Below are 18,681 nucleotides of genomic sequence, written 5' to 3'. Positions count from 1 at the left end.
GCTATATGTAGCTTGTGTGTTGTCTGTGGTTCTGGATACCTGTTGGCATTTGCTTATGTGGCGAGAGCATGGCTGGAATCTTGCTGGATATAGATTCTGGTGGGAGCTAGTGATTTAGCTCGTTGTAGTGGCGGGTATAGACTTCTTGCATACACTGCTCAAGCTGCTCATACCACGAATCTTGCCGTAGATTCTGCTGCGATTCCTGTGTGGTAGCTTGCTGGGGTTGGGTTGTTTGATTTGCTGACATGGATTCTGTGGATTCCGCACCAGAATCTACAATACATGCTAGCCCTCGCGTTTTGCGTGCTTGTTTGTGCGCTAGGGTTTTGGCGCGATCAAGTGAGTCGCTAGAGTGGTAGAAGACTTCTTTGCTTGGCATTTCATCAAGAGTAAAAGGCTTTAGCGCAATCATGCGCGCACGATTGCTTGTTGCTTCTAAGGGCGAGGAGTTAAAAATTCTTCGCGTATTGACCAGCACGATTGGCTGGATTTTGAGATTGAATTTCTCGGCGATTATCTTTGCACCAGGCTTGAAGCGTAAAAATCGCTCACCCCCCTTGCTGCGTGTGCCTTCTGGGAAAATCACAATCGGGCGCTTTTGGGCGAGCTTCTCTCTAACCATGCCTAGCAGGAGTGCGAGCCCGCGCTTGTCTTCCCTGTCGATTAGAATCATCTCTGGACCTGTGAGTGCGTAGCCATAAAATGGAATCTCCCCTAGCTGCTTTTTGGCTACCCAGCAGATATTGCGTGGGTGGTAGGCTTCTAGGCAGAGGATATCTGCGACGCTTTGGTGATTCATAATGATAAGGTCAGCGCTCTCATCAAACTCCCCTAGTTGCTCAAGCCGAATGTTTGCTAGTGTAAAAAATGTATGACAGCTCATGCGCGTGCTGCGGGCGTTATTTTTCTTGCGATTAAGGAAGATAAAGCAAATGATAATCGCAAGCCCTACGCCAATGAGAAGTAGCTCATAAATTCCTTTAAGCTTATTTCGCATCGTCTTTCCTAATCCAGCCTATTGTTTCCGCGGGTGTGCTGATTTTGTAGTATTTGTCGTGTTCGCCGATGATTTTCACTTCCATGGCGGCGCTTGTTTCCTCTAGTAGTGTGGAGTTGTGTGTCGGTAGAATCCAGATTTTGGTCTGGGCATCAATCATGGCAGTTTTTGTGTAGAGTAGTTGATAGAGCAGATAGAGCAGCACACACACACCAATGGCGATAAGCACTTTACGCAAGCGCTTGGCAAAAAATGCCAGCACAAAAAAGCTAATCGCCACGCCAGCAAGTGCGAGTGCTCGGTAGATAAGATAGGTATTTTTGGGCTTTAGATTCTCTTGTGTGGTAACCCCCTCAACCACTGGCACAACAGGGATTCGCACTTGTTCGAAGCGGTTTGTCTGTGTGGAGAAATACTCGAGTAGGAGATTTTGCATACTGCGGGGCAGAATCGCATAAAAAATCGCCCTGGATTCTGCGAGATTAAAGCTTGATCGTTCAATCCCTTGCTTTTCGATATTTGGAAGTTTAAAATCTTCGAGATTTGCCTGCTTGGCGATGAGTTCAAAGGCGATTAGGTTATTGTGCTCATCATAGGGTTTGGCTTTGTAGATCCCTAGCTGGAGGTCTTGTCCCACCACGCCGACATAGTTTTTATTCTGGTAGAGATCTATGGCGCTAAGCGTGAGTGCTTCGCTTGTGGCGACATCGATATATGCACCATCAGCAGAAATCGCAGAGACTTCAAATGCTGGAATGCGTGCATTTGGGGTTTTGATTTTGAAGATATAGGTGATCTCATAGGATTTTTGGTTTTGCGGGTTTTGGGCGGGCTCTCCTGTGCTAGCCTCCTGCCATGGCTGGTTTGGATTCTCGAGTGTAATTGCGTTTGTGGTGGTTTTTTCTTTGAAAGAGCTTTGATTGAGCGAGGCATTGTTGAAAAATAGCACACGATAAGTGATAGGGATCTTCTGCCCGATGTAGATTGGGGACTGGAGAATGGATTCTGGTGTGATGTTTTGGAGGTGCAGAATCTGCTCCGTGCTTGTCTGCATGCTACTTGGGCTAGGGCTATTAGAATCGGCAAAGGATTCAAGAAGCTTGGAATCTTCTGGTGCGGCATGAGCTGCCACAAACGATAAGCACAAAAGTGTAGAGAAAAGTAGCGCACGCATACTATGCCTTGTAAATGGATTCTAGCATGGCTAGCCCTTGTGGAGTAGTCGAAGTAGTCAAAGTGCTTGTGTGATCTTTGGTGGATTCCACAGGTGTATCGCCTGCTCTGCGCAGAGAATGTGCGCGAATATAGCGAAGCGAGAGCGCTTCGCATGCGCGCTCTGGGTGAGGCATAAGTCCAAAGATATTTTTCTCTGCATTGCAGATTCCTGCGATAGATTCTACCGAGCCATTTTCATTCTCCACATAGCGCAGTAGAATCTGCCCACCCTCCTGCAAGCGCTCCAGCCCACTCCTATCGATATGGTAGCGCCCATCAGCATGTGCGATAGGTAGCGAGATTATTTCATCTTTTTTATATGGCTGCAAAAAGATATTGTCAGTGTTTGCAATGTGAAGTGGGATTGTTTTAGAGATGAAATGCAGCCCTTGATTGCGCAGCAAGGCGCCAGGCAGGAGTTTAGCCTCGGTGAGAATCTGGAATCCATTGCAGATGCCTAGAATCCGACCGCCCCGCTCGCCAAATTCTTTAACTGCGCGCATGATAGGCGCAAAGCGCGCAATCGCTCCACTTCGCAGATAGTCCCCATAGCTAAACCCACCTGCTAGCACGACAAGCTTCGTCCCGCTTGGCAGGGCTTTGTCTTTATGCCAGATGATGGTGCTTGGGATATGCAGTAGCTTTTCATATACATACTGCATGTCAAACTCGCAATTTGTCCCTGCAAAGCGCACGATACTTACCATGGTTATGCCTTTATCTGCACTTCATAGTTTTCGATGACGGGGTTTGCAAGCAGATCGTGGGCAATTTGCTCTGCGATTTGCTGGGCGTGCTCTTGCGAGCTGGACTCAAGCTCAAGCGTGATTTGCTTTTGCATGACAACTTGGCTCACCTGCGAGAATCCTAGCGACTCTATGGCATGGTGTATAGCCTTTGCTTGTGGGTCTAGGACACCATTTCGTAGGCTGATTGTGATTTGTGCTTGCATTAGGCTTCCTTTGTCTTTAGTTATACTTGTTGGAATTATATGTTGTGTCTTCTTATCTGCTTGAGACTCTGGGCTTAGATTCTAGTGCAATTTAGGGTGTTTGTATGCGCTGGAGCACTTCGGCATACGCACTTTTGAGATCGCCTAGATCTTGGCGGAATCTATCTTTATCAAGCTTTTTATTTGTCTGCTTATCCCAGAATCTGCAGCTATCTGGCGAAATCTCATCAGCTAGGATAATTTCTCCCTGTGCATTCCTACCAAACTCTAGCTTGAAATCCACAAGCTTTAATCCCCGATCGTCGAAAAATGCGCGCAAGATATCGTTGATTTTCCTTGCTTCTTGGCGGAGATGTTCAAGATCTCGCTCATCATTGATGATCCCTAGAATCTTGCAATGTTCATCATTGATGATAGGATCGCCCAATGCATCATCTTTGTAGTAAAACTCTACGAGCGTAAATGGCAGCACAACGCCATCTTCAATCCCTAGTCGCTTGCTAAGCGAGCCTGTGGCGATGTTGCGCACGACAACCTCGATAGGGATAATCTGCACTTTCTGGCAGAGCATGTTGTTTTCATCAAGCATTTTTATATAGTGGCTTTTGATTCCGTGTTTGCCAAGTAGCTCAAAAAGCAGACTGCTAATCACGCAGTTTAGCGCGCCTTTACCCGATTCACTGCTGCGTTTTTGGGCGTTGAATGCGGTTAAGTCGTCTTTAAACTCGGCGATAACTTGACCTTCATCTGTGGTGGCAAAAAGCTTTTTCCCTTTGCCCTCATAGAGCAGAGATTGCTTTTGTGGTGATTGGTTCATTGGATCTCCTTAAAAGTGGTATGGCGAGATTCTACGCTTAGATTTATTGAAGCGTGATAATTCCCCTTATTTTTTGGGCTTGATGCTCTCTTGGGTGTTTCTAGCAGAATCTAAAATCTCCCAAGTCTTTAGTGAGTCAATGGCGAATTTCAGCTGGATATCGTTAGATACATCTGCATGTGTGATGCGCTTTTGCTCCTCGAGAGAATCTTTTTGCAAGGATTTGCTTTCATCTTTTTTCGCTTCTTGGTCATCAAGTTTATTAAGCTCGTTTTGCAAGTGATTGCGCAAATCTGCTTCTTTTATCTCAAACCCGCCGCTCTCCTGGGGGACTTTGCCAGGATGCACGACGACATCGGGTTTCACGCCCACAGCCTGTATGGTGCGTCCGCTTGGGAGATAGTATTTGGCTGTGGTGAGTTTGATTGCTTCGGTATTGTTGATGGGGATTACCACTTGCACGCTACCCTTGCCAAATGTGTCTTCGCCAACGACAATCGCACGATGGTGGTCCTGGAGTGCGCCAGAGACAATCTCGCTCGCACTCGCTGTCCCGCTATTGACAAGCACGACAATTGGGATTTTGCTATATGGGGCTTTACCATTGGCTTTGTAGGCGATGTTTTCCTCTTTTATCTTGCCTTTTTGTGAGACGATGATCCCGCTCTTTATGAAGAGATTTGAAAGCTCTACGGCTTGATCAAGCAGCCCGCCAGGGTTATTGCGCAAGTCAAGCACAATACCTTGGGCTTTGGCATGCTCTTTAAGCGCTTGTTTGACGCTTTGTGTAACATTCTCGTCAAAAGAATTGATGCGAATATATACATAAGGCGTGTCATCAATGCTTTTGGCATAGACGGATTTGATCTTAATAATATCGCGCGTCAAGGTAAAAACTAGCGGCTTGCTTTCGCCTTTTCGCACGATTGTGATTGTGATTTGGGTTTTGGGTTTGCCGCGCATGAGATTTACTGCATCATCGATGCTCATACCAATGGTGCTTTGATTCTCGATTTTTAAGATGACATCGCCACTTTGGAGACCAGCTTTTTGCGCTGGGGTGCCCTCAAGTGGCGCAATGATTGTGAGCGCTCCGTCCTTTAGCCCCACGGTGATCCCAAGCCCACCAAACTCGCCTTTGGTTTGTGTTTTTAGCTCTTTATATTTCTTCTCATCGAGAAACTCGGAGTGTGCGTCAAGATTAGAAATGAGACCATTGATGGCTTTATCAATAAGATCATCGATAGGGACTTCATCGACATAGTAGGACTCTATGGTCGCGATTGTCTGTGCAAGCCTGTCGTATGCCTGCGCACGCTGCTTTTTGGTGTCGGGTTTTTGTTCTTTTGCTTGCTCTTGTGGTGCAGCCTGCGTGAGTGTAGTGAGGTTTCCAAACGCGAGAAACACTCCAACAACTGCGACTGCCATGCCTATGAAAAAATTTCTGCTCATGCTATGCCTTTTGTGTATATTTGTCTATATTCCACTCGCTAGAATTAGCAAGAATTGATTGTAGATTCTGTCTATGCCGGATTGTAGTGTGGCTCCTGACCTGCTATTGTGCTCTTTAACTCTTGATAATACCTGCGTGGATTCTAGCATTTTACACTAAAAAGCCTAAAAAATTATGAAATCTTTCCCCTAAGCGCCTTGTAAAGAGCTATGAATTTTACCTGCCTTAAGCTCATAAAATTTAACTTGCCTGATCAAAGATTCTACGCGAAATTCCATTATCCAAAAAACACAGAATCTAAAAATAATTTAAGTTTTTTTCCCAAAAATATAGACTATAATTTGCCCATTGCCCCAGAATTTGGGCTAATCACATTAAGGAGATTCAATGCAAGAAGACAAGATCATTGAGAGTTACACAGGTGTAACAAAGGAGAGAAAAAAGAGCAAGATGCCTGCTCGGCTAGACTTCTGGCAGAGTGCTACGGGGCTTTTTCTAGCGTTGTTTATGCTCGCGCATTTGCTGTTTGTATCAAGCATTTTGATTAGCCAAGAAGCGATGTTTGCAGTAACGACATTTTTTGAAGGCAGCTTTATTTTCGGCGATGAGGGGCAGCCATTTTTGGTATCAATCGTAGCGGCAGTGGTGATTGTAGCTTTCGTGGCGCACGCATTTTTGGCATTGCGCAAGTTTCCGGTCAATTACCGCCAATTTATCGCGCTAAAAACGCATAAAAAGCTTATGCAGCACGGGGATACAAGCTTATGGGTGATCCAAGCTGCCACAGGCTTTGCGATGTTTTTCCTAGCGATGCCCCATCTTTTTACCAACCTTACTCAGCCTGAACACATAGGACCGCTTGCTTCATCATTCCGCTTTGTGCATCAAAACTATTGGCTTTTATACATATTCTTACTTTTTGCAGTAGAGCTGCACGGCTCCATTGGACTCTATCGACTCTGTATCAAATGGGGCTGGTTTGAGAAGCTTGGCATACAAAATCTCCGCCGCGTGAAATGGGCGTTATCGGTGTTTTGTATCGTGCTTGGGCTTTGCTCCTATGCTGCGTATATGAAAATCGGTCAAGGGCTGGATTCTAGCAAGGGCATAGAGCATTATCGTGCAGTTGATGTCGCTACAAAAGGAAAAGGAGAGTAAATGAAAGTAGTATATGCAGACGCGCTAATTATCGGTGGTGGTTTGGCGGGGCTTCGCGCCTCTATCGCAGCAAAGCAAAAGGGTTTAAGCACAATCGTGCTTTCACTCGTGCCTGTCAAGCGCAGCCACTCTGCCGCAGCACAAGGCGGTATGCAAGCAAGCCTTGGTAATTCAAAAATGAGCGATGGCGATAATGAAGACCTACACTTCGCCGACACGGTTAAGGGGAGCGATTGGGGCTGTGATCAAAAGGTGGCGAGAATGTTTGTTACCACTGCGCCTAAGGCGATTAGAGAACTTGCTGCTTGGGGTGTAGCTTGGACTAGAATCCAAAAGGGCGATCGCACCGCTGTCATCAACGCGCAGAAAACCACCATCACAGAAGAAGACTTCCGCCACGGCTATATCCACTCTCGCGACTTTGGTGGGACGAAAAAGTGGCGCACTTGCTACACTGCCGATGCGACAGGGCACTCTATGCTCTATGCAGTAGCAAATGAAGCCTACAAACACGGCGTAGATATACAAGACCGCAAAGAAGCCCTGCGCCTAATCCATAAAGATGGCATTTGCTATGGCGCAGTCGTGCGCGATCTCATCACAGGCGAGCTTATCGCCTATGTGGCTAAAGGCACGCTTATCGCCACAGGCGGCTATGGCAGAATCTACAAAAACACCACAAATGCTGTGATTTGCGAGGGTATTGGGCTAGCAATCGCAATGGAGACAGGAGTAGCAAAGCTTGGCAATATGGAGGCAGTGCAGTTCCACCCCACCCCACTCTTCCCTAGTGGGATCTTGCTCACAGAGGGCTGCCGTGGTGATGGCGGGATCTTGCGCGATGTCGATGGCTATCGCTTTATGCCAGACTATGAGCCGGAGAAAAAGGAGCTTGCAAGCCGCGATGTCGTCTCTCGCAGAATGATTCAAAGGATTCGAGAGGGCAAGGGCGTGAAGTCCGCGTATGGAGAGCATTTGTGGCTTGATATTTCAATCCTTGGGCGAGAGCATATCGAGCGAAACTTGCGCGATGTGCAAGAAATCTGCCAAGTGTTTGCAGGGATTGACCCAGCAGAGAAATGGGCACCGGTGAAGCCTATGCAGCACTACTCTATGGGCGGTATCCGCACAAACTATCAAGGACACACTGCACTTGCAGGGCTTTTTGCCGCGGGTGAAGCAGCGTGCTGGGATATGCACGGATTTAACCGCTTAGGTGGGAACTCTGTGAGCGAGGCGGCTGTTAGCGGAATGATTATTGGAGATTATTTCGCGCAGCATTGTGAGCAAGCAAAGATGGATATACAAACTTCCGTGATTGAAAGCTTTGTCGCCAAAGAGCAAGCCTACCTAGAATCGCTTGTCAATAATAGCGGACACGAAAATGTCTATGAGCTTAAAAACGCGATGAAAGACATTATGGAAGAAGATGTGGGGATTTTCCGCGATGGCAAGGGGCTAGAAGATGCCGTTGCTCGCTTGGAAGAAATCTACAAACGCAGCAAAAACATCGGTATCAAAAATAAAAAGCTCCACAACAACCCCGAGCTAGAAGATGCCTACCGCGTGCCTAAGATGATTAAGCTAGCACTTTGTGTGGCTCTTGGCGCGCTTAATCGCACAGAATCTAGGGGCGCGCATACGCGTGAAGACTACCCCAAACGCGATGATGAGAAGTGGCTTAAGCGCACGCTTGCTTCGTGGGAGAGCGACACACAAACACTGCCCACACTCTCTTATGAAGACCTAGATATTATGTCTATGGAAATTGCCCCCGGATTCCGCGGCTATGGGGCTAAGGGTATGATTATTGAAAATCCGCTCTCTGCTAAACGCCAAGTCGAGATTGACAAAATCACCCAAGAAGTGCAAGCGCGTGGCGGCGATCGCTACGAGTTGCAACAGGCTCTTATGGACTTTGACTTGCAGCCCAAGTATAAAGAGAAAAATCAACGACTAGGAGATAAATAATGCAAACACAACACACTCAACAAAAGGGTAGAACACTCACTATCCGCGCCTTGAAGTTTGACCCCCATAGCGCGGTATCTAAGCCACATTTCGCGGAATACAAGCTTGAAGAAACAGATTCTATGACAATTTTTATCGCGCTTAATCTTATCCGCGAGAAGCAAGACCCAGATCTAAGCTTTGACTTTGTCTGCCGCGCGGGGATTTGTGGCAGCTGCTCGATGATGATCAATGGTCGCCCGAGGCTTGCCTGCCGCACGCTGACTAAGGATTTCCCAGAGACTATCACACTTATGCCGCTACCAGCATTTAAGCTTATCAAAGATTTGAGTGTCAATACAGGCGAGTGGTTTGCCGGTATGACAAAGCGCGTGGAGAGCTGGGTGCATAGCAATGAAGAGACAGATATTTCCAAGCTTGAAAAGCCCATCGATCCGCAAGAAGCGCAAGATGTCTTTGAGCTAGATCGCTGCATTGAGTGTGGCTGCTGTATCGCAAGCTGTGCGACCAAGCTTATGCGTGAAGATTTTGTCGGCGCAGCTGGTATGAATCGCATTGTGCGCTTTATGATCGACTCTCACGACAAGCGCACAGATGAAGACTTCTACGAGCTAGTAGGCAATGATGATGGCGTGTTTGGCTGTATGAGTCTTATCGCCTGCCACGATACCTGCCCCAAAAATCTCCCCCTTCAAAGCAAAATCGCCTACCTACGCCGCAAAATGGTAGCAGTCGGCGCGAAATAGTAGGGCAAGCAAGGACAGAGAAAAAAGGTAAAGGACTGGCTATGGTTACTATTTATCTATGCGGAGGGCTTGGGAATCAAATGTTTCAATACGCCTTTGCCAAATTCCTAGAATCCAAAGGCTTTGAAGTAGCACTAGAAGCGACACATTTTCTCCCAGAATCCAAAAGGGCATTTACTCAAGCAAATGCTACTGCTGGAATCGGGGGGGGGGGGGGCAAGATACGCGTGATTTAGAAATAGCACATTTTGCTATTTCGCTGCCTATTTTGTCTAAGCCTGAGCTTTTTAGCCACTTTTATCAATGCGATAAGTGGTTTTGGTTTTTCCGCATATATCATAAGCTTTTACACATTGCGCCAAAGCCACTGCGCCAGATATTCCAAGCATTTCTGCCAAGCAATCGCAAAACCCACCCCTATAAATCCACAATCACAGAAGCCAAATTAGGTGAAGCTATACCGCTACATTCTATCACAAGCGATACGCGCGTGTTTGGCTACTATGGCAATCTTGTGTATATCGATGGGATTGCAGAGATTTTGCGCAGGGATTTTACCTGCACACTCAATAGCCAAAATAAACACCTACAAACACTCATACAAAATACCCCCAATGCGACTTTTCTCCACATTAGGAGAGGGGATTATCTGCGATTGTGGGAGTATATCGAGCTGGGTAAAGCCTACTATGAATGCGCCATAGCGCAAGTATGCAAGACACTTGGTAAGGTGCATTTTTTTGTCTTTAGCAATGATATTGCGTGGTGCAAGCAGGAGTTTTTAGGGCTATTGGATTCTAGGGTCTATGCTGGGAGTTCCTTTAGTTTTATTGACAGCAATGATGAGAGCAACCCCACGCAAGAGCTTATGCTTATGCGTAGCTGCAAGCACGCTATCACTGCTAATAGCACATTTAGCTGGTGGGCAGCATACTTAATAGGAAAATCCACATAAGATAGTCGTAATGCCTAGCATACATTTGCTTGATGAGCCAGAATGCTCAAACAATGTGATGCCTAGAGATTGGATTGTGCTTAATCCTACTTGGGGTAATCAAGTGTGCCAAAGAGCGCAGCTAAATAAAAGTGGATTCTAGATCAAGCGAAAATCGTGCAAGCTGCTTGCGCTAGAGAAGGCTGACTTGTAGATGAGGCTTGCGCGATCCAGTGTGGATTTGGGCTATTTGGCTAGCACGAAGTTGGAGCCTTGTGTCGTCCAGAGTCTGTTTTGATAGCGGATTTGCTGATCTTGCATACCCTCGCCAAATAGACTTCGCCCATCTTTTGTAATCATTTTTAGCCCAAATTCCACACCAATAGAAGTCGCATAGCTCACCCAGTCGTAGCGCAGGTCATTATTAAGCAAAAACGCATATTCCATAAGCGCGGTATCGATAGTCCCAATAGAGCTTACTACAAACAGATTCTCGCGGGATTTTGGTGAGGCAAGCTGGAGGATAATGGGATTGAAGTTGATTTGGGTAGAGAGATAGACTTTTGGGCTCTCTTCGCTAAGCTCAATTTGAGAGAGAATCAGCCCAGTTTTGGGTGCAGCAGTATTCAGTATAAGCGCAGCATCAGCGAAGTATGTTTCCTCGCTTGATAGGGTTTTGCTAAACTGCGAGGCTTCCTGGCTTGTGAGTGTGCGCTTTCGGCTTATGGGCTGGTTGAAGCTTGCAAAAAGCATAGAAAGATAGCTACCAATCTGGCTATCATCAGTATATTCGACGATTGGCTCACCTTTTATGAGGGGCAGCAGAGTCTCAAACTGCTCTTTATAGCTGATCCCGCCAAAATAGAGATTCCCGGGCAGTTTAGCAAGTAGCTCGGGAGAGAGACGCTCTTTGTTGATAGTGGGGATATAGGTAGGGTAGATGAGATTTTCATACGCGATCAAATGTTCTGTGCCCACTGGTCCTAGCATGGCGATGACAAAATCAGCATTGCTCTGGATAACGCGCATATAGCCAGACTCTATGTTTTCTCGACTTTCATCTACGCAGTCAAAGACTTGAAAGTCAAAGTCGATATTGCGCGTAATGAGATAGGCTAGAATCGTATTTGCCACGCTTACGGAGTAGCGCCCTACAAGCTGTTTGGGGATAAGCAGGGCAACTTTGAAGTGTGCTTTATCGCTTGAAATTTGCACTTCTGCACCATTAAGCTGCGCCATAGCTTCGGAGAAATATTGTAGTAGTTTTTTGTCTGCCGTGCCAGGTGTGAATTTAGCAAGAAATGAAAAAATATAGCCATTTATATAGAGTTTTTTTAAGCAGCCATCACCACATGCGTGCTCATCGATATCCAGAATCTTTTCCTGTGGGAGCGGAAGTGGAGAGATGATCGAGCTTTTGGCATGCAGACTTGTGCCAAGCATGAGCACACTTGCTAGAGTGGCGCCAAGAATAGTTTGTAGCAGTGATTTCACATATTGCCTTTTAGTGTGGATTTTGAAGCGCATTCTAGCATATTATCCTAAGAGATTTGCCGATAGCTAAGGGCTTGGAGGACATGCTCTTTTCTAATGCCGGGCGAGTTGTCTAGATCTGCTATCGTGCGCGCGAGCTTTTTAAGCTTCTGGATAGCGCGGTGGGAGAGACCAAATCGTGCGCTTGCTTGCTGCAAAATCCCTAAGCTTCCCTCATCAAGCACGCAAAACTCCTCCACCTCGCGCTCATTGAGCTTGCCATTTAGCACCCGCTGTCCGCGCTGTTTCTGCGCGCTAAAGGCTTGGAAAACCATCTTTTGCATCGTAGCAGAATCTAAGGAGGGCTTGGGGTCTTGCTCGTTTTCTTGCATTTGGACAAATAAATCAATCCTATCCAAAAATGGCTCACTAAGGCGCGCTTTATACGAGGTGATTTCCTTTTGTGTGCAGCGGCATTCTTTGGCTTGGCTTAGGAGGTTGCCACAGGGGCAGGGATTTTGCGCGCCGATAAATAAAAATGCCGTGGGATAGGTGATTTTACTATGCACGCGCGAGATAATAAGCTCATTATTCTCCAGCGGCTCGCGCATAGCCTCTAGCACTTCTTTGGCAAAATGCGGCAGCTCATCAAAAAACAGCACACCCTGATGCGCTAGGGCGATTTCACCGGGCTTGGCTTCATTGGCGGTGGCAGAGCCTAGGATAGAGGATTTTGAAGCACTTTGGTGTGGTGCGCGAAATGGGCGGATTGGCGAGTAGGCTGGATTTTGCGCGCTTAGGGACTGGAGCTTGACGCTTTCTATCATCTCTTCTAGGCTCATGGGTGGCAGGATATAGCGTATGCGCTTGGCAATCATGCTTTTTCCACAGCCCGGACTCCCCTCATAGAGGATATTGTGAAACCCGCTTGCAGCGATGAGTGCAGCGCGCTTGGCGACTTCTTGACCCTTGACCTCGGCAAAATCTAGTGCAAAATCGCGTGTATAGTAGTAATTCTCCCCACACACCTCTATCGTATCAAACTGCAGATTCTGGCATTGAGGCTCTGGGGTGGATTCCCCGCTCTCGATAATGGCTAGAGCTTCTTGGAGGTTTTGCGCGTAAAATATTTGCAAATGTGGCAGGTGGCAAAAAAGCTTGTGTCCAGATTTTGGCAAGATGACTTTGGCATTTTTGTGCTGGAGGGAGACTTCAAGCAGTAGTGGAAATATGTTGTCATTATAGGTAAGCACCCCATCAAGCCCAAGCTCGCCAAAGGCAAACCACTCTTGTGTGTCAAGCTGCTTTTTATGTAGGGCGATAAGAAGCGCGATAGGCAGGTCAAAATGGCTACCAGATTTGGCAAGATCTGCAGGGGCTAGGTTGATAGCGATTTTTAATGGTGGGAACTGGAATCCCATGTGATGTAATGCGCTCTGCACTCGCTGCTTGCTCTCTTGGATTGAGTTGTTTGCAAGACCTGTGATGACAAATGCTGGGAGGGCACGCACGAAATTTGCCTGCACCTGCACAATCGAGCCACCTATGCCATTCCGCGTAGCGCAGAGAATTTTATTTACCATTATTTATCTTTGTGTTGGGATTTAGAATCGATACATGATACTAGCTTTGTAGATTTGCTCATAGCCTAGCGTCGCACCAGATGTATTGGCGTATCCTGCGCTGCGCATAGCAATAGGTGCTGTGCCAATATCAATATCTAGCACAATGTTGCTATAACGCTTGGCAAAAAGATAGCTAACCCCATAGCCTAGCAACGCGCCTGTGATGACTTGCAGTGCGGTATGGCGCTCACTAGTGATACGCGAAATCCCAACCGATGTAGCAAGCAGTGTGGTGGGCAAGCCATATTTCCAGCCATAGCGCTTTTGCATAAAGCCTGCCGCACTAAAAGCAGAGGAAGTATGCCCACTTGGGAATCCATCAAAACTTCCATTATTTGGTCGCTGGCTAATTCCTGCTGCACGCTCATTGACCTGGGCAATACCTACGAAGGTGTATTTACTGATAAATGTGATTGCTAGTGTGCTGCCTGTGCCAAGCGCGAGTTGCGCGACACCCTCGTAGTCTTGCTTCGCTAATGAATATACACCTACCATAAGCGGGAGAAACTGAAATATATCTCCCCAAGTCTCAAACCAATCACCAGGCTTTGCGTTAAGCTGGGCTGGGGTTTGCGCGCACAAAAGTGTGCCAATAAGCGCTAGCTTGCAGAATCTGCTAGAGATGTTGAAGCGTAAGATTCTGGTGGTAGTAGTAGAGATACGGGAGATCGCAGGTGCTGTGGTGCAACCTTTTGTAGGATTCATATTATCTATCTTCATAAAATGCCTTGATAGATTCTAGGCGATTGGTCATGCGAAGTAGTGCCATGTCCGCTAGAATCAAAGCAAGCAAACTTTCGCACACCACACTTCCACGCACCGCGATACATGGATCATGCCTGCCTTTTAGTGTGAGCTCGCGCTCTGCACCGCTTGTGTTAATCGTGGCTTGGGGGAGAAATATGCTAGGAGTAGGCTTGAAATATACCTTTACCCTAATCTCCGCTCCTGTGGCAATCCCCCCTAGAATCCCACCGCAGTGATTGCTTTTAAAACCGCTAGAATCCATGCAGTCATTATTTTGGCTGCCGAGTCGTTTGCTGGATTCTATACCATCGCCAATCTCTACGGCTTTGACTCCATTTAGCCCCATCATCATACCGCCAATGCTCCCACTAAGCTTGTGGTATAGTGGCTCGCCAAGTCCAAGTAGCGCATTTTGTAATGTAGCATTTGTGCTATATGCGCGCACAAGCGCACAGCCCCCAATACTATCGTGATTTTTGCGCGCTTCAAGGATTGCTCGCTTTTGTGCCTCCTCTTGGTGTTTATCTAGCGCGAAAATTTCACTCCCCCTAGCATGCGCGAAGTCAATCTCGCTGCCCGCACAGCTGCCAATATGTAAAATCCCACTTTCACAAATAATGCCAATTTCTCGTAAAAGCATTTTGGCAAATGCTCCGCTCGCTACGCGCGCCACACTCTCGCGCGCCGAGCTTCTGCCCCCGCCTCGATAGTCGCGTATGCCGTATTTGGCATGGTAGGTGAAATCCGCATGACCTGGGCGGAAAAGGGACTGGATATCGGTATAGTCTTTGGATTTGGTGTTGGCATTTGCGATGAGAAGCGCGATGGGTGCGCCTGTGCTTTTGCCCTCAAACACGCCGCTTAGGATTTGGACGCTATCTTCTTCTCTGCGTGGCGTGGCATAGGGGGTTTGCCCACCTTTGCGGCGCTGCATTTCATTAGCAATAAATGCTTCATCAATCACTACACCGGCTGGGAATCCATCGATGAGACAACCTACTGCTTCGCCGTGGGACTCTCCAAATGTGCTTATGCGCAGTGCTTGACCAAAGGTATTCATGCTTTGCCTTTTTGAGAAGATTGCTTATTGGAAGTTTGCTTGCAAGCAGATTGCACGCGCGGTGGCTTTTTGGATTTGGCGGGTTGCTTGGCTGGTGCAAGAAGCTGCACAGAAGCAGAATCTGGTTTGCTAGATCCTAGCTGCTCGTAAGCGATTTTCGCGCAGGCTTGCTGGGCAAGCTTTTTTGATGTGCCAGAAGCAGTGCCATATATTTTGTCGTTGATAAGAATTTGCATGGTGAAGCGTTTTTTATGATCGGGACCCTCTTGGGTAAGGAGAGTATAGATAGGTAGCACACCAAAGCGCTCTTGTGTGATTTCTTGCAGGGTGGTTTTGTAATCGAGCTGGAGATCGTGGATTTGCATATTTGGGTAGTGCTTTTGCAAGATTGCATAGACAATCTCTCTGGCACGCTCTAGTCCTGCCTCACGATAAATCGCACCAATAATTGCTTCAAAAGCATTAGAGAGAAGGGAGTCTTTGTCCCTGCCGTGGTTTTGCTCCTCACTGCTAGAGAGTCGCAGTAGTGCGCCAATCCCATAATCACGCGCAAAAATCGCAAAGATTCTTTCATTGACAAGGCTTGAGCGCATTTTGGAGAGTTTTCCCTCGTTGTAGCTAGGGAAGCGATCAAAGAGGTATTCCCCCACGAGCAAATCCAGCACCGCATCGCCTAGGAATTCTAGTCGCTCATTATTGTGCAGCTTGGCAGCGCTTCTGTGTGTGAGTGCTTCAAGGAGCAGGGAGCGGTTTTTGAACTCATATCCTAGAAGCTTTTGGAGATGGTGGAGGGAATTCATCGCATGCCTTTAGATTCTGGGTTGCTCACATGTCGAGCAGGGTTTTTGGTGGTGTGATATGCTGGGCGAGATTTTGGACTTGCTGTGCTTGAGATCTGGCAATTCTATCACATTTTTCGTTCATCAAATCCCCGCTATGACCTTTGACCCAGTAGGGCTTTATGGTATGCGGTTCGCTTAGGCTGATGTATTGGCGCCAGAGATCTGGGTTTTTTACCTCGCGAAACCCCTTTTTAACCCAGCCAGAGAGCCACTCGCTAATACCTTGTGCGACATACTGGGAATCTGTGTAGAGCTTAATATTACAAGGCTCTTTTAGGGCTTTGAGAGCTTGGAGAAGAGCGGTTAGCTCCATGCGGTTGTTTGTCGTATCTGGCTCGCCACCTTGGACGATGAGCTCCACGCCTCTGTAAATCAAAATCGCGCAGTAGCCTCCAGGTCCAGGATTCCCAAGTGATGAGCCATCGGTATAGATTGTGATATCTTTCATATTGTGCCTTTATTGTGGATTATTGTGTGGATTCTTGGATTTTATAGACAAGATCCATTTCCCCGATTTTTGCGCACATTGGGCAGCGATAGGAGTCAAAGGGAAAAAGATTTTTGCAGTGATGACAGCGGTATTCAAAGCTTAGCGTGCCTCTGGCGCTAGAGTGGGCTTGAAGCACGCGCAATACCTCTAGGGCAAAGAGTCTGGGGCGATTTGTATTGGTATGTGTGTTTGGGGGCGTGGATTCTCCTACAATGGATTCTATTTTAGAGTCCAAAGGCGCTAGCACAAAGCCCTTGGCGATGAAAATATCCATAATATCAGCACGCGAGGCGATTTGTGCGATTGGCACTTCGTCTCTCTTGCAGCGCCATAAAATATCAAGGCAAAAGCTCACATCTTCAAAGAGTAGCAGCTCATGCCAGAATCTCTCGCGATCATAGGTGAAAAGATACTCGAGTGTTAGGCGGTTGATCCGTCCGCTACGGTGCATAAGCGCGATGATTTCTCTATGCTTTTTTTCCAATGGTAGCAGGGAATCTTGGCTTAAAAGCATAAAAATCAAGTAATGTTTCATTTCCAAAAGCTCTTGTGATAGCTCCTGACTGCCGTGTGTGCCTAGCTCATCAAGGCACTCTAACGCATCAAGCGCAGCTTTATACTCCCCCATGCTTTCGTGTGTGCGCATGAGATAGCCTAGAATTTGCGTATTTCTTGGGTGAGTTTTCAAAATCTCTAGGAAGATGTTTTTTGCCCGCTGTAAAAATCCTGCTTCAAAATACACAATTCCCAAAGACTCCAAAATGATGATCTTCTCCTGTGGGTCTTTGGTGCTATCAAGCAGGTTTAGGTAGATTTTTATCGCGGCAGCACTATCGCCAGCGTGTGCGTAGGTTTTAGCCAGCAGGAGAAGTGGGGGCAGGGGATTTTTTGCTAAGTGAAGAAACTCGACAAGCTCATCGCCAAGCGAGCTGCTGCTGTAGGATTTGGCGAAATTTTCTAGTGCGATTTGACGCTTTTTGGCTCGGTAGCGGTTACGCCCATAGTCTGCAAACACCAAAATCACCACAATGGCGACTAAAATCGCAATCCCAAACAGCGGATCTCGATAGAGAAATAGTAGGGAGTCAAGCATACGGACACTCAAGTGTGTGGCTGCTGTGGGGGCTTACACAGAAAATTGCAAGATGAGATTGAAGGTGGGATTTTGGATAAGATTGTGCGGATAGGATCATGGCTACTTGGCGTCGCGAATATGCTCTATGTGGGATTTTTGGCGGATTTTCTCAAAATACTCATCTAAAATCTGCTCTTGGTGCTCTTGGGCGAATTTCTGCGCGATGATGGATTTTGCTTCTTCGAAGCTCATTGTATTTTCTCCGATTTTCTCCTGCACGACAAATGCCACATAGCTACCATTCCCCGCATCAAGAATTGGGCTAAACTCACCTATCTGTAAAGAGGAGAACATCTGTGCGATTTGGGGGTTTAGCATGCTAAGTGTGAGTTTTTCTGGGGTTTTCTCCACGCCACTTAGGCTTACGCTGGGATTGGCAATCGCGCGTTCTAGGAGCTTTGGGTCTTTGGCGCTATACCGCATGGTCTGCACCTGCGTAGCGGAGATGAACTCATTTTTGTGCTTATTATAGTAGGCACGCATACTTGCTTCACTAGAAGTATCAGAAGAGAGCAGGATATTGCGCATGAGCTCGCGAGTTTGTATGCCTTCTTTTAACTTTTGTTTATAGGTATCTATATCCATTCCTTGTTGGTGGAGAGCTTGGATAAATTGCTGATAGTTTAGGTTATTGTGCGAGGCGATAGATTCTATCTCTTGCTCAAGGCGCACATCATCTATGTTGATATTAAGCCGCTTTATCTCTTGGGTCTTGAGACGCTGGGCGATAAGAATAGCTTGGGCTTTGTCTTTAGTGATGTGCTGCTTGGCGCTTAGGTCTAGAATCTCGTGGATTGTGATTGGATCGCCATTGACTTTTATCGCAATCCCGCCCACAATTTTGCCACGCATCTTGGGTTTTGGTGCGTTAGATTCTGGGCTAGAATTCAAAATGCTAGAATCTGCACTACTGGGCTGCGCGCTGGAATTTTGCGCAAACTCTAGCGCGCCAAGCGGCAAGCTAAGGCAGCTTAGGCATAGGAATAGTGGCAATGTTTGCAGTGCTTCTTTGAACACTCTTGCATGTGGGCGTGGCATTATTATCCTTCGTGTATCTGTTGCA

The 18,681-nt window shown here is 47.0% G+C and carries 17 protein-coding genes and 2 pseudogenes; 5 read left to right on the top strand and 14 right to left on the bottom strand.

The window, feature by feature from the left end; genetic code table 11:
• Positions 1–385 precede the first annotated feature (385 nt).
• The 6 genes and pseudogenes from Q0171_RS06985 to Q0171_RS06960 all read right to left on the bottom strand — a co-directional run.
• Positions 386–1,000: pseudogene (locus tag Q0171_RS06985) on the bottom strand (1-acylglycerol-3-phosphate O-acyltransferase); the annotation flags it as partial.
• Positions 990–2,174: a hypothetical protein gene (locus Q0171_RS06980; protein WP_299328205.1), complete on the bottom strand. Its 1,185-nt coding sequence runs from the start codon at positions 2,172–2,174 to the stop codon at positions 990–992. The gene Q0171_RS06980 and the pseudogene Q0171_RS06985, both read right to left, overlap by 11 nt.
• Before the next feature lies 1 nt (position 2,175).
• The gene (gene purQ / locus Q0171_RS06975; RefSeq protein ID WP_299328202.1) at positions 2,176–2,922 is read right to left on the bottom strand and encodes a phosphoribosylformylglycinamidine synthase subunit PurQ; all 747 of its coding nucleotides are present in this window, start codon (positions 2,920–2,922) and stop codon (positions 2,176–2,178) included.
• Between the two features lie 2 nt (positions 2,923–2,924).
• Positions 2,925–3,167, bottom strand: a complete 243-nt coding sequence (gene purS, locus Q0171_RS06970; RefSeq protein WP_299328199.1) for a phosphoribosylformylglycinamidine synthase subunit PurS — start codon at positions 3,165–3,167, stop codon at positions 2,925–2,927.
• A gap of 91 nt (positions 3,168–3,258) precedes the next feature.
• Complete coding sequence (purC, locus tag Q0171_RS06965) at positions 3,259–3,984, bottom strand: phosphoribosylaminoimidazolesuccinocarboxamide synthase (RefSeq protein WP_299328197.1); 726 nt, start codon at positions 3,982–3,984, stop codon at positions 3,259–3,261.
• Between the two features lie 66 nt (positions 3,985–4,050).
• The gene (locus Q0171_RS06960; protein ID WP_317279172.1) at positions 4,051–5,436 is read right to left on the bottom strand and encodes a S41 family peptidase; all 1,386 of its coding nucleotides are present in this window, start codon (positions 5,434–5,436) and stop codon (positions 4,051–4,053) included.
• A 388-nt stretch (positions 5,437–5,824) separates the two neighbouring features.
• On the opposite strand from Q0171_RS06960, the gene Q0171_RS06955 reads away from it, so the two are divergent.
• The 5 genes from Q0171_RS06955 to Q0171_RS06935 are packed head-to-tail and all read left to right on the top strand — an operon-like array spanning position 5,825 to position 10,267.
• Positions 5,825–6,595 (top strand): fumarate reductase cytochrome b subunit, encoded by a 771-nt coding sequence (locus Q0171_RS06955; RefSeq protein WP_299328194.1) that lies wholly within the window; start codon positions 5,825–5,827, stop codon positions 6,593–6,595.
• Positions 6,596–8,566 carry a fumarate reductase flavoprotein subunit gene (locus Q0171_RS06950; protein ID WP_299328191.1) on the top strand — a complete coding sequence of 657 codons (1,971 nt, stop codon included), beginning with the start codon at positions 6,596–6,598 and terminating at the stop codon, positions 8,564–8,566.
• Positions 8,566–9,312, top strand: a complete 747-nt coding sequence (locus Q0171_RS06945) for a fumarate reductase iron-sulfur subunit (RefSeq protein ID WP_299328189.1) — start codon at positions 8,566–8,568, stop codon at positions 9,310–9,312. The genes Q0171_RS06950 and Q0171_RS06945 overlap by 1 nt, the downstream gene beginning before the upstream one ends.
• Positions 9,313–9,353: 41 nt before the next feature.
• A complete protein-coding gene (locus tag Q0171_RS06940) occupies positions 9,354–9,548 on the top strand; it encodes a hypothetical protein (RefSeq protein ID WP_299328186.1) in 195 nt (64 codons plus the stop codon).
• 32 nt (positions 9,549–9,580) lie between these two features.
• A complete protein-coding gene (locus Q0171_RS06935) occupies positions 9,581–10,267 on the top strand; it encodes an alpha-1,2-fucosyltransferase (protein ID WP_299328184.1) in 687 nt (228 codons plus the stop codon).
• Between the two features lie 225 nt (positions 10,268–10,492).
• On the opposite strand, the gene Q0171_RS06930 is transcribed toward Q0171_RS06935, so the two are convergent.
• From Q0171_RS06930 to Q0171_RS06895, 8 genes and pseudogenes are all read right to left on the bottom strand, one after another.
• Positions 10,493–11,740, bottom strand: a complete 1,248-nt coding sequence (locus tag Q0171_RS06930) for a hypothetical protein (RefSeq protein WP_299328181.1) — start codon at positions 11,738–11,740, stop codon at positions 10,493–10,495.
• A gap of 47 nt (positions 11,741–11,787) precedes the next feature.
• On the bottom strand, positions 11,788–13,302 hold the full coding sequence (locus Q0171_RS06925; RefSeq protein ID WP_299328178.1) for a YifB family Mg chelatase-like AAA ATPase: 1,515 nt from the start codon (positions 13,300–13,302) through the stop codon (positions 11,788–11,790).
• Between the two features lie 21 nt (positions 13,303–13,323).
• Entirely contained in the window at positions 13,324–14,064 is a 741-nt protein-coding gene (locus tag Q0171_RS06920) for a phosphatase PAP2 family protein (RefSeq protein ID WP_299328176.1), read from the bottom strand.
• The gene (aroC, locus tag Q0171_RS06915) at positions 14,051–15,151 is read right to left on the bottom strand and encodes a chorismate synthase (protein ID WP_299328173.1); all 1,101 of its coding nucleotides are present in this window, start codon (positions 15,149–15,151) and stop codon (positions 14,051–14,053) included. The genes Q0171_RS06920 and aroC overlap by 14 nt, the downstream gene beginning before the upstream one ends.
• A gap of 137 nt (positions 15,152–15,288) precedes the next feature.
• Positions 15,289–15,951, bottom strand: a pseudogene (rnc, locus tag Q0171_RS06910) (ribonuclease III); the annotation flags it as partial.
• Between the two features lie 25 nt (positions 15,952–15,976).
• Positions 15,977–16,441 carry a ribonuclease HI gene (rnhA, locus tag Q0171_RS06905; RefSeq protein ID WP_299328170.1) on the bottom strand — a complete coding sequence of 155 codons (465 nt, stop codon included), beginning with the start codon at positions 16,439–16,441 and terminating at the stop codon, positions 15,977–15,979.
• 19 nt (positions 16,442–16,460) lie between these two features.
• Complete coding sequence (locus Q0171_RS06900; protein ID WP_299328167.1) at positions 16,461–17,588, bottom strand: hypothetical protein; 1,128 nt, start codon at positions 17,586–17,588, stop codon at positions 16,461–16,463.
• A 90-nt stretch (positions 17,589–17,678) separates the two neighbouring features.
• The gene (locus tag Q0171_RS06895) at positions 17,679–18,656 is read right to left on the bottom strand and encodes a peptidylprolyl isomerase (protein ID WP_299328165.1); all 978 of its coding nucleotides are present in this window, start codon (positions 18,654–18,656) and stop codon (positions 17,679–17,681) included.
• Positions 18,657–18,681: the final 25 nt, after the last annotated feature.

It is taken from the genome of uncultured Helicobacter sp., from assembly GCF_937906905.1.
Lineage (GTDB): Bacteria > Campylobacterota > Campylobacteria > Campylobacterales > Helicobacteraceae > Helicobacter_B.
Note: the sequence above shows the minus strand (reverse complement) of the source record. Positions and strands in the feature narration are given on the sequence as shown.

Bases quoted from the DNA above. Each gene is read 5' to 3' on its own strand.
- purQ (WP_299328202.1), bottom strand. From the start codon at position 2,922: ATGGTAAGTATCGTGCGCTTTGCAGGGACAAATTGCGAGTTTGACATG.
- Q0171_RS06940 (WP_299328186.1), top strand. From the start codon at position 9,354: ATGGTTACTATTTATCTATGCGGAGGGCTTGGGAATCAAATGTTTCAA.
- Q0171_RS06925 (WP_299328178.1), bottom strand. From the start codon at position 13,302: ATGGTAAATAAAATTCTCTGCGCTACGCGGAATGGCATAGGTGGCTCG.
- Q0171_RS06955 (WP_299328194.1), top strand. From the start codon at position 5,825: ATGCAAGAAGACAAGATCATTGAGAGTTACACAGGTGTAACAAAGGAG.
- Q0171_RS06950 (WP_299328191.1), top strand. From the start codon at position 6,596: ATGAAAGTAGTATATGCAGACGCGCTAATTATCGGTGGTGGTTTGGCG.
- Q0171_RS06960 (WP_317279172.1), bottom strand. From the start codon at position 5,436: ATGAGCAGAAATTTTTTCATAGGCATGGCAGTCGCAGTTGTTGGAGTG.
- rnhA (WP_299328170.1), bottom strand. From the start codon at position 16,441: ATGAAAGATATCACAATCTATACCGATGGCTCATCACTTGGGAATCCT.
- purC (WP_299328197.1), bottom strand. From the start codon at position 3,984: ATGAACCAATCACCACAAAAGCAATCTCTGCTCTATGAGGGCAAAGGG.
- Q0171_RS06945 (WP_299328189.1), top strand. From the start codon at position 8,566: ATGCAAACACAACACACTCAACAAAAGGGTAGAACACTCACTATCCGC.
- aroC (WP_299328173.1), bottom strand. From the start codon at position 15,151: ATGAATACCTTTGGTCAAGCACTGCGCATAAGCACATTTGGAGAGTCC.
- Q0171_RS06980 (WP_299328205.1), bottom strand. From the start codon at position 2,174: ATGCGTGCGCTACTTTTCTCTACACTTTTGTGCTTATCGTTTGTGGCA.
- Q0171_RS06920 (WP_299328176.1), bottom strand. From the start codon at position 14,064: ATGAAGATAGATAATATGAATCCTACAAAAGGTTGCACCACAGCACCT.
- purS (WP_299328199.1), bottom strand. From the start codon at position 3,167: ATGCAAGCACAAATCACAATCAGCCTACGAAATGGTGTCCTAGACCCA.
- Q0171_RS06895 (WP_299328165.1), bottom strand. From the start codon at position 18,656: ATGCCACGCCCACATGCAAGAGTGTTCAAAGAAGCACTGCAAACATTG.